The sequence below is a fragment of the Streptosporangium sandarakinum genome, from assembly GCF_013409935.1.
In the GTDB taxonomy this organism is placed as follows: domain Bacteria; phylum Actinomycetota; class Actinomycetes; order Streptosporangiales; family Streptosporangiaceae; genus Streptosporangium; species Streptosporangium nondiastaticum.
The window spans coordinates 1,046,242-1,059,152 of sequence record NZ_JACCCO010000003.1; the positions used below are offsets into that span (position 1 = coordinate 1,046,242).

Here is a 12,911-nt window from a genome sequence, read left to right on the forward strand (position 1 = left end):
CGCCTCCGGCACGGGGAAGACGAGGAAGGGCCGCAATGAGCAGCAGTGAAGGTTCCGCCATGCCCACGCGCAGGCACGTCATCGGCGCCACCGCCGTCGTGGCCTGCGGGGCGGCGCTCGCCGGATGCGCCGCGGAGGATCCCGGCCCGGCGATCGTGCCGCCCGGCGTCAAGGGGAAGGTGGTCGCGCAGACCTCCGACGTCCCCGTGGGCGGCGGCCTCGTCATCTCCCAGTGGAAGATCCTGATCACCCAGCCCTCCTCCGGGGTGTTCAAGGCGTTCAGCGCCAGTTGCCCGCACCGGGGCTGCGCGGTCGGCGGCGTCGCGGACGGCAAGATCAACTGCCCCTGCCACGGCAGCCAGTTCGCCGCCGACTCCGGCAAGCTCCTCCGGGGCCCGGCGGAGGCCCCCCTCGCCGAGTTCCCGCTGAAGGTCGAGGGCAGTGGCATCGTCCTCGTCTGACCCGCCGCGCCCCGATATGGAGCACGGCAGAAGTTGAAGCTTCACAGATTTTTGACACCGGGTACGGCATGCTGATCCACATCGGGGGGTTCGCACCTGACGACGATCTGGGGAGAGTGACGATGACGGACGCGACACGCCGTGCGGTGCTGCTGGGAGCCGGGGGCGCCGGCGTGGCGGCGGTGCTGACCGCCTGCGGCGGGGACGGCGACCAGACGGCCACCGTGACCGGCGACCAGACGGCCGGCGGGTCCGCCGGCACCGGCGCGCAGCAGGGGCAGGGGGCGCTGGCCAAGACCGCCGACATCCCCGTGGGCGGCGGCGCCGTCTTCCCGGACCGCAAGGTCGTGGTCACCCAGCCCGCGGCCGGGGACTTCAAGGCGTTCAGCTCCGTCTGCACCCACCGGGGGTGCCAGGTGCAGAGCGTCTCCGACGGCACGATCAACTGCCCGTGCCACGGCAGCAAGTTCGCCATCGCCGACGGGGCCGTGACCCGGGGACCGGCCACGCGGCCCCTGGAGGCCAAGGAGATGAAGGTCGAGGGCGACTCCATCGTCCTCGGCTGAGACCCCGACGGTCTTCACCGGGACTTCCGGGCCGGGTCGCGGGAGCCCCGGCCCGGGAGGGCTCGCGGGAAGGAAACCTGTCGGTGCGGGCCGATAGGCTCTTGGTGTGGCGAGATCTGCAGGCGGTCCGGCGAGCTTCCGGCCGAGTCCGGGGTCGATCCCCGAGTCCCCCGGCGTCTACCGGTTCAGGGACCCCGGCGACCGGGTGATCTACGTCGGCAAGGCCAAGAACCTCCGTCAGCGGCTGAACTCCTACTTCGCCGACTTCGCCGGGCTGCACCCGCGCACCCAGACCATGCTCACCACGGCCGCCGGCGTCGACTGGACGGTCGTCGGCACCGAGGTGGAGGCGCTCCAGCTCGAATACTCCTGGATCAAGGAGTACGACCCGCGGTTCAACGTCAAGTACCGCGATGACAAGTCCTACCCCTACCTCGCGGTCACCATGGGGGAGGAGTTCCCCCGCGTGCAGGTCCTGCGGGGGGCCAAGCGCAAGGGCACCCGCTACTTCGGCCCCTACTCCCACGCCTGGGCGATCCGGGAGACGGTCGACCTGCTGCTGCGGGTGTTCCCGATCCGGAGCTGCTCGACGGGGGTGTTCCGGCGGGCCGGGCAGGTCGGCCGGCCCTGCCTGCTGGGTTACATCGACAAGTGCTCGGCGCCCTGCGTGGGCCGGATCAGCCCCGAGGACCACCGGACCCTGGCCGAGGACTTCTGCGACTTCATGGCGGGCAACACCGGCCGGTTCGTCAGACGGCTGGAGCGCGAGATGGCCCGGGCCGCCGCCGAGCAGGAGTACGAACGGGCCGCCCGGCTGCGCGACGACATCCAGGCCCTGCGGCGGGCCATGGAGAAGCAGGCCGTCGTGCTGGGAGACAACACCGACTGCGACGTGGTCGCGCTGGCCGAGGACCCGCTGGAGGCGGCCGTCCAGGTCTTCTACGTCCGCGGTGGCCGTATCAGGGGCCAGCGCGGCTGGGTGGTGGACAAGGTCGAGGAGACCGGCCCCGGCGAGCTGGTCGAGCGGTTCCTGCTGCAGATCTACGGCGACGCGGCCGCCGAGGCGGTCCCCCGGGAGGTGCTGGTGCCGACCCTGCCGTCGGACGCCGACGCGATCGCCGAGCTGCTCGGCGAGCACCGCGGGGGCCGGGTGGAGATCCGCGTCCCGCAGCGCGGCGACAAGAGGGACCTGCTGACGACCGTCGAGCGCAACGCGGCGGAGGCGCTCCGGCAGCACAAGCTCAAGCGGGCCAGCGACCTGACGTCGCGCAGCAGGGCGCTGCAGGAGGTCGCCGACGCCCTCGGCCTCGACCAGGCGCCGCTGCGCATCGAGTGCTACGACGTCTCCCACATGCAGGGCACGGACGTGGTGGCCTCCATGGTGGTATTCGAGGACGGCCTGGCCCGCAAGAGCGAGTACCGCAGGTTCTCCGTCCGCACCACCGGGGGAGACGTCGCCTCGATCCACGAGGTGATCTCGCGGCGGTTCAAGCGGTACCTGGAGGAGCGCTCGGCCACCGGGGAGCTCGACGTCGAGATGGGCGCCGAGCCGGATGCCGATCCCGAGGCGGGCGCCGGGCCGGGGATCGATCCCGGGGCGGGCGCCGGGCCGGGCATCGACCTCGAGACCGGCAGGCCGCGCAAGTTCGCCTACCCGCCCAACCTCGTCGTCGTGGACGGCGGCCCGGCGCAGGCCGCCGCCGCCCGGCGCGCGCTGGACGAGCTGGGCGTGGACGACGTGGCGGTCTGCGGCCTGGCCAAGCGGCTGGAGGAGGTCTGGCTCCCGGACGAGGAGCTGCCGGTGATCCTCCCCCGGGCGAGCGAGGCCCTTTACCTGCTGCAGCGGGTGCGCGACGAGGCCCACCGCTTCGCCATCACCTACCATCGTTCCAAGCGGTCCAGGAGCGTCAGGGAAAGCGCCCTGGACGGGGTGCCGGGGCTCGGGCCGGCCCGCAGGCAGGCCCTGATCAAGCACTTCGGATCGGTGAAGCGGCTGCGGGAGGCGACCGCCGCCCAGATCTGCGAGGTTCCCGGGATCGGCCCCGCCACGGCCGAGACGATCGTGTCGGCGTTGAAGGATGAGAGCTCATGAGTGAGGAACAGGCCCCGAACGACGAGCCGACCGCGGGCGGCGACCGCGGCGCGGGTGAGGCGCCGGGCGCGACCGGCGGACGGCCGGACCAGCGGCGGGCCGACGGCGGCCAGACCGCGTTCGTCATCGTCACCGGCATGTCCGGGGCGGGACGGAGCACCGCCGCCAAGGCCCTGGAGGACCTGGGCTGGTTCGTCATCGACAACCTGCCGCCCGGGCTGCTGTTCGCCATGGCGGAGGAGGCCGGCCGGGTCAAGCTGGCCGCCGACAAGGTGGCGGCCGTGGTCGACGTGCGCAGTCTGGCCTTCACCACCGACCTCAACGCCGCGATCGGGGAGCTCGACGGGCGGGGCGTCGCCGTACGGGTGGTGTTCCTGGAGGCCAGCGACGAGGAACTGGTGCGCAGGTTCGAGAACGTCCGCCGCCCGCACCCCCTGCAGGGGGACGGCCGGCTGGTCGACGGGATCGCCCGCGAGCGGGGCATCCTGCGGGAGGTGCGGGCCAACGCCGACCTGGTCATCGACACCTCCAACCTCAACGTCCACGAGCTGCGCGGCAAGATCGTCGCCTTCTTCGGCGGCGAGGACCGCCCGGGACTGCGGGTCAACGTCGTCTCCTTCGGCTACAAGTACGGCCTGCCGGTCGACGCCGACCTGGTCGTCGACTGCCGGTTCCTGCCCAACCCGCACTGGGTGCCCGAGCTGCGCCCGATGAACGGCCTGGACCCGGCGGTGCGCGACTACGTCCTCGGCCAGCCGGGCGCCAAGGAACTGCTCGACGCCTACGAGGAGGTGGTCGGCATCATCGCGGCCGGCTACACCCGCGAGGGCAAGGGCTACGCCACGCTCGCGGTGGGCTGCACCGGCGGCAAGCACCGCAGCGTCGCCATGGCCGAGCAGATCGGGGCGCGGCTGCGTGACCGCGGCGGCCTGGACGTTCAGGTGAGCCACCGGGATGTGGGCCGGGAGTGATCGAGGATCTCAAGGTCGTCGCGCTGGGCGGCGGCCACGGGCTGTACGCCTCGCTGTCGGCGCTGCGCCGGGTCACCTCCGGGCTCACGGCCGTGGTCACGGTGGCCGACGACGGCGGGTCGAGCGGGCGGCTCCGCCGCGAACTGGGCGTGCTGCCCCCGGGCGACCTGCGGATGGCGCTGGCCGCCCTGTGCGGCGACGACGAGTGGGGCCGTACCTGGAGCGAGGTCGTCCAGCACCGTTTCCGCAGTGAGGGCGAGCTGCACGGGCACGCGCTCGGCAACCTGCTGATCGTGGCGCTGTGGGAGCGGCTCGGCGACACGGTCGCCGGCCTCGACTGGGTCGGGCGGCTGCTCGGCGCGCACGGCCGGGTGCTGCCGATGTCGTCGGTGCCGCTCGACATCGTCGCGGAGGTCGAGCTGGACGGCGTGGTGAGCACCGTGCGCGGGCAGGTGGCCTGCGCCCTCACCCCCGGCCGGGTCCGGGCCGTCTCGCTGGTCCCGGCCGACCCTCCGGCCAGCCCCGAGGCGGTCCAGGCGGTCCTGGACGCCGACTGGGTGGTCTTCGGCCCCGGGTCGTGGTTCACCAGCGTGCTGCCCCACCTGAAGGTGCCCGAGCTGGCCGAGGCGCTGCACACCACCCGGGCGCGCCGCCTGGTCGCGCTGAACCTCGCCCCGCAGCCCGGCGAGACGGACGGGTTCTCCCCCCAGAAGCACCTGGAGGTGCTCCGCCAGCACGCTCCGGCCCTGGAGACCGACGTGGTGCTCGCCGACGCCGGGGTGGCCGACGATCGCGAGGAGCTGGAGAAGGCCGCGGCCGTGCTCGGCGGGCGGCTGGTGCTGGCGGACGTCGCGTCCCCCGACGGTTCCCCGCGGCACGATGCGCAACGTCTTGCCTCCGTCCTGGACGAGATTTTCCGTGGGAAGCGTTGATCCTGGTCAGCGGTGCCCGTGAGTGCGAGAAACTTCTGTGTGCCCGGTCGTTCCGGGCCGCACGAGGTCTGATGGGGGAGGACGAACGATATGGCGGCGATGACAGGAGTGGTGAAGGACGAGCTGAGCCGGCTACCGGTCCTGAAGCCGTGCTGCCGCAAGGCCGAGGTGTCGACGCTCCTTCGCTTCGCGAGCGGCCTGCACCTGGTCGGCGGGCGGATCGTGATCGAGGCCGAGCTGGACACCAACGTCACGGCGCGGCGGCTCATCAAGGACATCGCCGAGGTGTTCGGGCACCGGGCCGAGGTGCTCGTCCTCGCCCCCGCGGGACTGCGCAAGGGCGCCCGCTACGTGGTGCGGGTGTACCGCGACGGTGAGGCGCTGGCCCGCCAGACCGGTTTGATCGACAACCACGGCCGCCCGGTCCGCGGCCTGCCCCGGCAGGTGGTGGCGGGGGCGACGTGCGACGCCGAGGCAGCCTGGCGCGGGGCGTTCCTGGCGCACGGCTCCCTCACCGAGCCGGGCCGCTCCATGTCGCTGGAGGTCACCTGCCCCGGGCCGGAGGCGGCGCTCGCGCTGGTCGGCTCCGCCCGCCGGTTGAAGATCCACGCCAAGGCGCGCGAGGTGCGCGGCGTCGACCGGGTGGTGGTCCGCGACGGCGACGCGATCAGCGCCCTGCTGACCCGGCTGGGCGCCCACGACAGCGTGCTGCTGTGGGAGGACCGCCGGATGCGCCGCGAGGTGCGGGCGACGGCCAACCGCCTGGCCAACTTCGACGACGCCAACCTGCGTCGCTCGGCCCGCGCCGCGGTCGCGGCCGGCGCCCGGGTCCAGCGGGCCCTGGAGATCCTCGGCGAGGAGGCCCCCGAGCACCTGGTGGTGGCCGGGCGGCTGCGGGTGGAGCACAAGCAGGCGTCCCTGGAGGAGCTGGGCCAGCTCGCCGACCCGCCGCTGACCAAGGACGCCATCGCCGGGCGCATCCGCCGCCTGCTCGCCATGGCCGACAAGCGTGCCCAGGACATCGGCATCCCCAACACCGAGGCCAACCTCACCGTCGACATGCTCGCGCCCTGAGCGTCGCCCGGGGCGTCGCGGCAGGTCACCGGGCATGCCGAACACACCCCACCCCACCAGTGGTCTAAACCAATTTGGGTCCTATAGGGTTCGTGGTGAGGTTTTCAGCCCGCCACAAGCCGTCGGTCCCCCGGGGCCGGCGCACCGACGTACGAGGAGATCGGTACCGTGAGCATCCGCGTAGGCGTCAACGGATTCGGCCGCATCGGCCGCAACTTCTGGCGTGCGGTCGCTGCCAGCGGCAAGGACATCGAGATCGTTGCGGTCAACGACCTGACCGACAACGCCACGCTCGCCCACCTGCTCAAGTACGACAGCATCCTCGGCCGCCTGCCGTACGAGGTGAAGAGCACCGCCGACGAGATCATCGTGGACGGCAAGGCCATCAAGGTCTTCGCCGAGCGCGACCCGGCCAAGCTCCCCTGGGGCGACCTGGGCGTGGACGTCGTCATCGAGTCCACCGGCCTGTTCACCGACGCCAACAAGGCCCGGGTGCACGCCGACAACGGCGCCAAGAAGGTCATCATCTCGGCTCCGGCCAAGAACGAGGACGTCACGGTCGTGATGGGCGTCAACGACGACCTCTACGACCCGGCCAAGCACACGATCATCTCCAACGCCTCCTGCACGACCAACTGCCTGGCCCCGATGGCCAAGGTCATCAACGACACCTTCGGCATCGAGAAGGGTCTGATGACCACCATCCACGCCTACACGCAGGACCAGAACCTGCAGGACGGCCCGCACAAGGACCTGCGCCGCGCCCGCGCCGCCGCGCTGAACGTCGTGCCGACCTCCACCGGCGCCGCGAAGGCCATCGGCCTGGTGCTGCCCGAGCTGAAGGGCAAGCTCGACGGCTACGCGCTGCGCGTGCCGGTGCCCACCGGCTCGGCCACCGACCTGACCGTCGAGGTCGGCCGCGAGACCACCGTCGAGGAGGTCAACGCCGCCCTCAAGGCCGCCGCGGAGGGCCCGCTCAAGGGCTACCTGACCTACACCGAGGACCCGATCGTCTCCAGCGACATCGTCACCGACCCGGCGTCGTGCATCTTCGACGCCGGCCTGACCAAGGTGATCGGCAACCAGGTCAAGGTCGTCGGCTGGTACGACAACGAGTGGGGCTACTCCAACCGTCTCGTCGACCTCGTCGAGAAGGTCGGCCGAGCCCTCTGATGAAGGACCTCTCCGCATTCGACGTGAAGGGCCGGCGCGTCCTGGTGCGCGCCGACCTCAACGTTCCCCTGGACGGGGACGTCATCACCGACGACGGCCGCATCCGCGCCTCCGTCCCGACGATCCGGGAGCTCACCGACAAGGGCGCCCGGGTGGTGGTCTGCGCCCACCTCGGCCGGCCCAAGGGCGAGCCGAACTCGAAGTACTCCCTGGCGCCGGTGGCCCGGCGCCTCGGTGAGCTGCTGGGCGCCGACGTCGCCTTCGCCGCCGACGTGGTGGGCGACTCGGCCCGGTCCGTCGTCGAGGGGCTCGGCGAGGGCCAGGTGGCGCTGCTGGAGAACCTGCGGTTCGAGCGGGGCGAGGAGTCCAAGGACGACGCCGAGCGCGCCGCGTTCGCCGAGAGGCTCGCGGCCTTCGCCGACCTCTACGTCGGCGACGGCTTCGGCGCGGTGCACCGCAAGCACGCCAGCGTCTACGACGTGCCGAAGCTGCTGCCGCACGCGGCGGGCCGGCTCGTGCTCGCCGAGGTCGAGGTCCTGCGGAAGCTGACCGAGGAGCCGGCCCGGCCGTACGTCGTGGTCCTCGGCGGTGCGAAGGTCTCCGACAAGCTCGGCGTGATCGGCAACCTCCTGACCAAGGTCGACCGGCTCCTCATCGGCGGCGGCATGGCCTACACCTTCCTGGCCGCCCAGGGCCGCGAGGTGGGGCGTTCGCTGCTCCAGGAGGACCAGCTCGACACCGTGCGCGGTTTCCTCGACGAGGCGGCCAAGCGCGGCGTGGAGCTCGTCCTGCCGGTCGACGTGCTGGCGGCCGTCGACTTCGCCGAGGACGCCGAGTACGAGGTGGTCGACGCCACCGCGATCCCGGCCGACCGTCAGGGCCTCGACATCGGCCCGCGCACCCGCGAGCTGTTCGCGGAGAAGCTGGCCGACGCGCGGACGGTGTTCTGGAACGGCCCGATGGGCGTCTTCGAGTTCGAGGCGTTCTCCGGGGGAACCCGCGCGGTCGCCGAGGCGTTGGTCGCATCGGAGGCGTTCACCGTCGTCGGCGGTGGAGACTCGGCCGCGGCCGTGCGCAGGCTCGGACTCCCCGAGGACGGGTTCTCGCACATCTCCACCGGCGGCGGGGCCAGCCTCGAATACCTTGAGGGCAAGACCCTGCCCGGGCTCGTCGCTCTGGAGGCCGGGGAGTGAACCGACGCGGTGAGCGGGCGCGCCGTCCCGGCGCGCCCGCTTCCGACGCCAGGCATGTGAGAAGCGCTCCGCGGAGCGGACGAGGAACGGCGGGTGACAGATGAGCACGGCACGCAAGCCCCTCATCGCCGGCAACTGGAAGATGAACCTCAACCACCTGGAGGCCATCGCTCACACCCAGAAGCTGGCGTTCGCGCTGAACGACAAGGACCTCAACCGGGTCGAGGTGGCGGTCCTGCCGCCGTTCACCGACCTGCGCAGCGTCCAGACGCTGGTGGACGGTGACAAGCTGCGCCTGGTGTACGGCGCGCAGGACCTGTCCGAGCACGACGGCGGCGCGTACACCGGGGAGGTCTCCGGGGCGATGCTCGCCAAGCTCGGCTGCACCTTCGTGGTGATCGGGCACTCCGAGCGGCGGCAGTACCACCGCGAGGACGACGACGTGGTCAACGCCAAGGTCCACGCGGCCTACCGGCACTCGCTCACGCCGATCCTGTGCGTGGGGGAGAACCTGGAGGTCCGCCGGTCCGGCGGCCAGGTGGCCCACAGCGTCGCCCAGCTCGACGGGGCGCTGCGCAAGGTCACCGCCGAGCAGGCCGCGTCGATCGTGCTGGCCTACGAGCCGGTGTGGGCGATCGGCACCGGCGAGGTGGCCACCCCGCAGGACGCCCAGGAGGTCTGCGGGGCGCTGCGCTCCCGACTCGCCGAGCTGTATGACGCCGATGTGGCCGCCGCCGTCCGTATCCTTTACGGAGGATCGGTCAAGGCCGACAACATCGTCGGCATCATGGCGCAGCCCGACGTGGACGGCGCCCTGGTCGGCGGTGCCAGCCTCGACCCGGTGGAGTTCGTGAAAATCTGCCGTTTTGGTGAAATGTCGGGCTGACCGGGGCGTTCGGGGGGTACGACTTGACAGGAGGTCGTACCCTCTTAGAGCAAGTTTGAATCGTCACGCCTCAGGCGTCACACAAGGGTCGTGCCCGGACGCGGGCCGCGCGTAAATAGGGAACAGGTCAACGGTGACAATCGGAATCTCCATCGCCCTCATTCTGGCGAGCTTGCTGATGATCCTGCTCGTCCTGCTCCACAAGGGCAAGGGCGGGGGTCTGTCGGATCTGTTCGGTGGCGGCTTCTCGTCATCGTTCGGAGGGTCCTCCGTGGTCGAGCGCAACCTTGACCGGCTCACCATCATCACCGGTGTGGTCTGGTTCGTCTGCATCATCGCGCTGGGCCTTCTTCTCAAGCCCTGACCCGGGCTTTCAGGCGCCCTGGCTTTAGCCAAGCGTGACAGTGGTTCAGCCCCCCGCGCCCACCCGGAGCGGCGGGGGGCCATCGAGCGAGGAGTTCATCCGTGGGTAGTGGCAACGCGATCCGTGGCAGCCGTGTCGGAGCCGGCCCGATGGGAGAGGCGGAGCGTGGCGAGGCGGCTCCCCGTGTAAGGGTCCCGTTCTGGTGCGCGAACATGCATGAGACGCGTCCCAGCTTCGCCAGCGACGCCCCCATACCGGAGTTCTGGGACTGCCCGCGGTGCGGCCTCCCGGCCGGCCAGGACGAGAGCAACCCGCCCGCGCCGCCGCGCAACGAGCCGTACAAGACGCATCTCGCGTACGTCAAGGAGCGCCGCAGCGACAAGGACGGGGCCCAGATCCTGGCCGAGGCGCTGGAGCGGCTGCGCTCCTCCTCCCGCCCGATGTACTGATCCACTGCTCCGGCAGACATGAGGGGCCCCCGCGGAGAGTTTCCGCGGGGGCCCCTCGCGTCCCGCCGTACGCCCGACCGGGGTTCGGAGCCCGGCCACGCCGCGGTGGTCGCGCCCTCGCCCGGGGCTCAGAGCCCGGCCACGCCGCGGCGGTAGGCGTAGCCGACGGCCTGGGCGCGGTCGCGCGCCCCGATCTTGGCGAAGAGATTGTTGACGTGCGTCTTCACCGTGGCCTCGCTGATGAACAGGGCCGCGGCGATCTCCGCGTTGGAGCGGCCCTCGGCGATGAGCCGCAGGACCTCCCCCTCCCGCCTGGTCAGCCCGTCGGGCAGGGCGCCGCGCTCCCGTGCGGAGGCCGTCCCGGTGCCGTGGTGCCGCGCGGGGCCCGGCGGGCCGGTGCTGTCCTGTACGGGGTCCGGCGGGCCGGTGCGGCTCCGGCCGGGGTCCGGCCGGGTGTCCTCCGCGCCTCCCCGGGCTGGGACGGGCGGCGGGGCCGAAGGCATGGCGTCCAGGAGGCGGCGCTGGACGGCCGGGTCGAGCTGGGCGTCCCCCCGCGTCACGGCGGCGACGGCCCGGGAGATCTCCTCGGCGTCGGCGCTCTTGGTGAGGAAACCCCGGGCCCCGGCCCGCAGCGCGGCGAACACCGACTCGTCGTCGGAGTAGGTGGTCAGCACGACGACCTGGACGTCCGGGTACGCGGCGCGGATCCGCCCGGTGGCCTCGACGCCGTCCATCCGGGGCATCCGCAGGTCCATCAGGACCACGTCCGGCCGCTCGGCCTCGACCAGTCGCAGGGCGGCCTCCCCGTCGCCCGCGGAACCGGCCACCTCGATGCCGGGCAGCAGCCCCAGCAGCAGCGTCAGCCCCTCGCGCACGACCGTCTGGTCATCGACCACCAGCACCCGGACGGGCGCGTCGTTCGTCTCTGAGCCGCCCCCGGTCACCTCGCCACCCCCTCCGGCCGCTCGAAGGCCCATTTCACCGGAAGTCTCTCCGCGGACCGCTCCGCCGTCGGAGGCTTCTCCGTGGACCGTTCCGCCGCCGGAAGCCTCAGCCGCACCCGGAATCCCTCGTCCGTCTCCCCGGCCTCCAGCGCTCCGCCGAGCAGTTCGGCCCGCTCGGCCATCCCGACGAGGCCGTACCCCCCTCCCGGCGTCCGCGGACCGTTCCCGGAGGGGTTGGTCACCTCCAGCTCGCAGACCTCGTCGCCGAAGGCCAGCCGTACGGTGGCCGGTGCCCCGGGAGCGTGCCGGCCGACGTTGGTGAGGGCCTCCTGGGCGGTGCGGACCACCGCCAGCTCTGTTCCGGGCGCCAGCCGCCGCTCGGAACCGGTCACCGTCAGCGGGCACGCCTGCCCGGTCGTCGCCCGGAACTCCTCCGCGAGCGCCTGAAGCGCCACCGGCAGCGGCGGGCTGTCCTCCCGCAGCGCCGACACCGCCCTGCGGGCCTCCTCCAGCCCCGACCTGGCGAGCTTCCCGGCGTGCTCCACCCGTTCCAGCGCCTCGGCGTGCCGCTCGGCCCGCAGCAGCAGGCGCGCGCCCTCCAGGTGCACGATCTGCGCGGACAGGGAGTGCGCCAGCACGTCGTGGATCTCCCTGGCGATCCGCGCCCGTTCGGCGAGCACGGCCTCGCGCGCCTCGGCGGCCCGGGCCGCCCGGCGTTGCCGGACCGCGTAGGCGATGAGGAAGATCACGCAGACGTTGAGGGCCAGGGACAGCTCCTGCTCCCAGGCGTGGCCGGCCAGGCCGATCAGCAGCAGGCCGGTCAGCGCGAGCAGCCCCACCGGCAGCGCCCGGTCCGGCGGGTGACGGAAGGCCGCCGCTCCGACGGTGAAGAGCAGGGCCGCGACGGCCGGGCCGCCGTCGGGGGAGAGGGCGAGGAGGCCGATCGAGGCGATCACGGCGGCGCCGAGCCTGATCGGGATCCCCAGGACCGTGACCGGGGGACTCTCCCGCCGGGGCGAACCCGGCGGGGGAGCGGCGGCCAGGCACCCGGCGACGACCAGCGCCAGTGCCGCGACCGCGAGGCGGTGGCCGGGGGCGGCGGTCTGGTCCCGGATCGCCTGGGCGACGGCGAACGCGGCGAACGTCGCGGCCACCGCGACCCGCAGCAGGACCGCGGCTCGCCGCCGGATTCCGGACATGTCCCCGAAGATACCGGCGGACCCGCCGTACGGCCGCGCCGGGCCGCTCTCCGCGCGGTTCTCCGTACGGCGGGGACGGTCACGCGCGTGCCGGGGCGGCGAGGGGCAGGGCGCGGGCGCGGCGGGCGACGAGGAGGGACTGGACGCCGATGGTCAGGCCCATGAAGAACAGGATGGCCGTGGGCGCCGACGCGAGACCGAGCGCGTGGCCGGCGCCGAACAGCGCGACGCGTGCGGCGGCCGAGGCCAGCCAGCCCAGCAGGGTCCAGCCGGTGCCCCTGGACCAGGGGACCCCCGTCTCGTCCCGCCAGACCCGGACGGTCGAGGCGCGCAGGACGCCGAAGGCCACCGCGCAGGCGGCCTCCACGGCCAGCAGGAGCAGGCTGAGCGGCAGGTGACGGGGATCCGCAAGTGCGCCGGAGGCGACGCCGGCCACCATCATGAACAGGGCGAGCCAGAGGAGACCGGTCCGGGTGGCGACCCGGGTCATCATCTGGCGGTACAGCACGAAGGCGACGACGAGGACGATGACGGCCGCCGTGCTCAGCGGGTTCGTCGGGTTGAGCGGGTTCACGGGGAAGACGGTAGGGAGAAGCGCGCCGGGGCG

14 protein-coding genes are annotated in these 12,911 nt (G+C 72.6%); 11 read left to right on the plus strand and 3 right to left on the minus strand.

Annotated features, from left to right (window positions below; genetic code table 11):
- The first annotated feature begins 35 nt into the window (after positions 1-35).
- The 11 genes from HDA43_RS31010 to HDA43_RS31060 all read left to right on the plus strand — a co-directional run bounded on the left by HDA43_RS31010 (position 36) and on the right by HDA43_RS31060 (position 10,161).
- Positions 36-461 (plus strand): Rieske (2Fe-2S) protein, encoded by a 426-nt coding sequence (locus HDA43_RS31010; RefSeq protein ID WP_179827906.1) that lies wholly within the window; start codon positions 36-38, stop codon positions 459-461.
- A 122-nt stretch (positions 462-583) separates the two neighbouring features.
- Positions 584-1,027, plus strand: coding sequence for a Rieske (2Fe-2S) protein (locus tag HDA43_RS31015; RefSeq protein WP_179827907.1), 444 nt, complete (start codon positions 584-586; stop codon positions 1,025-1,027).
- A gap of 106 nt (positions 1,028-1,133) precedes the next feature.
- Positions 1,134-3,119: an excinuclease ABC subunit UvrC gene (gene uvrC, locus HDA43_RS31020; RefSeq protein ID WP_179827909.1), complete on the plus strand. Its 1,986-nt coding sequence runs from the start codon at positions 1,134-1,136 to the stop codon at positions 3,117-3,119.
- The gene (gene rapZ / locus HDA43_RS31025) at positions 3,116-4,090 is read left to right on the plus strand and encodes an RNase adapter RapZ (protein WP_179827911.1); all 975 of its coding nucleotides are present in this window, start codon (positions 3,116-3,118) and stop codon (positions 4,088-4,090) included. The genes uvrC and rapZ overlap by 4 nt, the downstream gene beginning before the upstream one ends.
- Positions 4,087-5,022 carry a gluconeogenesis factor YvcK family protein gene (locus HDA43_RS31030; RefSeq protein ID WP_179827913.1) on the plus strand — a complete coding sequence of 312 codons (936 nt, stop codon included), beginning with the start codon at positions 4,087-4,089 and terminating at the stop codon, positions 5,020-5,022. Before rapZ ends, HDA43_RS31030 begins: the two co-directional genes overlap by 4 nt.
- Before the next feature lie 90 nt (positions 5,023-5,112).
- Positions 5,113-6,096, plus strand: a complete 984-nt coding sequence (gene whiA / locus HDA43_RS31035) for a DNA-binding protein WhiA (protein WP_179827915.1) — start codon at positions 5,113-5,115, stop codon at positions 6,094-6,096.
- A 168-nt stretch (positions 6,097-6,264) separates the two neighbouring features.
- Positions 6,265-7,269, plus strand: coding sequence for a type I glyceraldehyde-3-phosphate dehydrogenase (gene gap / locus HDA43_RS31040; protein WP_179827924.1), 1,005 nt, complete (start codon positions 6,265-6,267; stop codon positions 7,267-7,269).
- Positions 7,269-8,462, plus strand: a complete 1,194-nt coding sequence (locus HDA43_RS31045; RefSeq protein ID WP_179827927.1) for a phosphoglycerate kinase — start codon at positions 7,269-7,271, stop codon at positions 8,460-8,462. Before gap ends, HDA43_RS31045 begins: the two co-directional genes overlap by 1 nt.
- 100 nt (positions 8,463-8,562) lie before the next feature.
- Positions 8,563-9,348 carry a triose-phosphate isomerase gene (tpiA, locus tag HDA43_RS31050; protein WP_179827929.1) on the plus strand — a complete coding sequence of 262 codons (786 nt, stop codon included), beginning with the start codon at positions 8,563-8,565 and terminating at the stop codon, positions 9,346-9,348.
- Between the two features lie 133 nt (positions 9,349-9,481).
- Entirely contained in the window at positions 9,482-9,712 is a 231-nt protein-coding gene (gene secG / locus HDA43_RS31055; protein ID WP_179827931.1) for a preprotein translocase subunit SecG, read from the plus strand.
- 101 nt (positions 9,713-9,813) lie between these two features.
- Positions 9,814-10,161 (plus strand): RNA polymerase-binding protein RbpA, encoded by a 348-nt coding sequence (locus HDA43_RS31060; protein WP_179827933.1) that lies wholly within the window; start codon positions 9,814-9,816, stop codon positions 10,159-10,161.
- 128 nt (positions 10,162-10,289) lie between these two features.
- On the opposite strand, the gene HDA43_RS31065 is transcribed toward HDA43_RS31060, so the two are convergent.
- From HDA43_RS31065 to HDA43_RS31075, 3 genes are all read right to left on the minus strand, one after another.
- The gene (locus tag HDA43_RS31065; protein WP_312873628.1) at positions 10,290-11,105 is read right to left on the minus strand and encodes a response regulator; all 816 of its coding nucleotides are present in this window, start codon (positions 11,103-11,105) and stop codon (positions 10,290-10,292) included.
- Positions 11,102-12,304, minus strand: coding sequence for a sensor histidine kinase (locus tag HDA43_RS31070; protein WP_179827937.1), 1,203 nt, complete (start codon positions 12,302-12,304; stop codon positions 11,102-11,104). The genes HDA43_RS31065 and HDA43_RS31070 overlap by 4 nt, the downstream gene beginning before the upstream one ends.
- Positions 12,305-12,383: 79 nt before the next feature.
- Positions 12,384-12,878, minus strand: a complete 495-nt coding sequence (locus HDA43_RS31075) for a hypothetical protein (RefSeq protein ID WP_179827938.1) — start codon at positions 12,876-12,878, stop codon at positions 12,384-12,386.
- Between the last annotated feature and the right edge of the window lie 33 nt (positions 12,879-12,911).

Coding starts and splice junctions, on each gene's coding strand:
- HDA43_RS31015 (WP_179827907.1), top strand. CDS start 584: ATGACGGACGCGACACGCCGTGCGGTGCTGCTGGGAGCCGGGGGCGCC.
- HDA43_RS31045 (WP_179827927.1), top strand. CDS start 7,269: ATGAAGGACCTCTCCGCATTCGACGTGAAGGGCCGGCGCGTCCTGGTG.
- whiA (WP_179827915.1), top strand. CDS start 5,113: ATGGCGGCGATGACAGGAGTGGTGAAGGACGAGCTGAGCCGGCTACCG.
- rapZ (WP_179827911.1), top strand. CDS start 3,116: ATGAGTGAGGAACAGGCCCCGAACGACGAGCCGACCGCGGGCGGCGAC.
- tpiA (WP_179827929.1), top strand. CDS start 8,563: ATGAGCACGGCACGCAAGCCCCTCATCGCCGGCAACTGGAAGATGAAC.
- HDA43_RS31010 (WP_179827906.1), top strand. CDS start 36: ATGAGCAGCAGTGAAGGTTCCGCCATGCCCACGCGCAGGCACGTCATC.
- HDA43_RS31070 (WP_179827937.1), bottom strand. CDS start 12,304: ATGTCCGGAATCCGGCGGCGAGCCGCGGTCCTGCTGCGGGTCGCGGTG.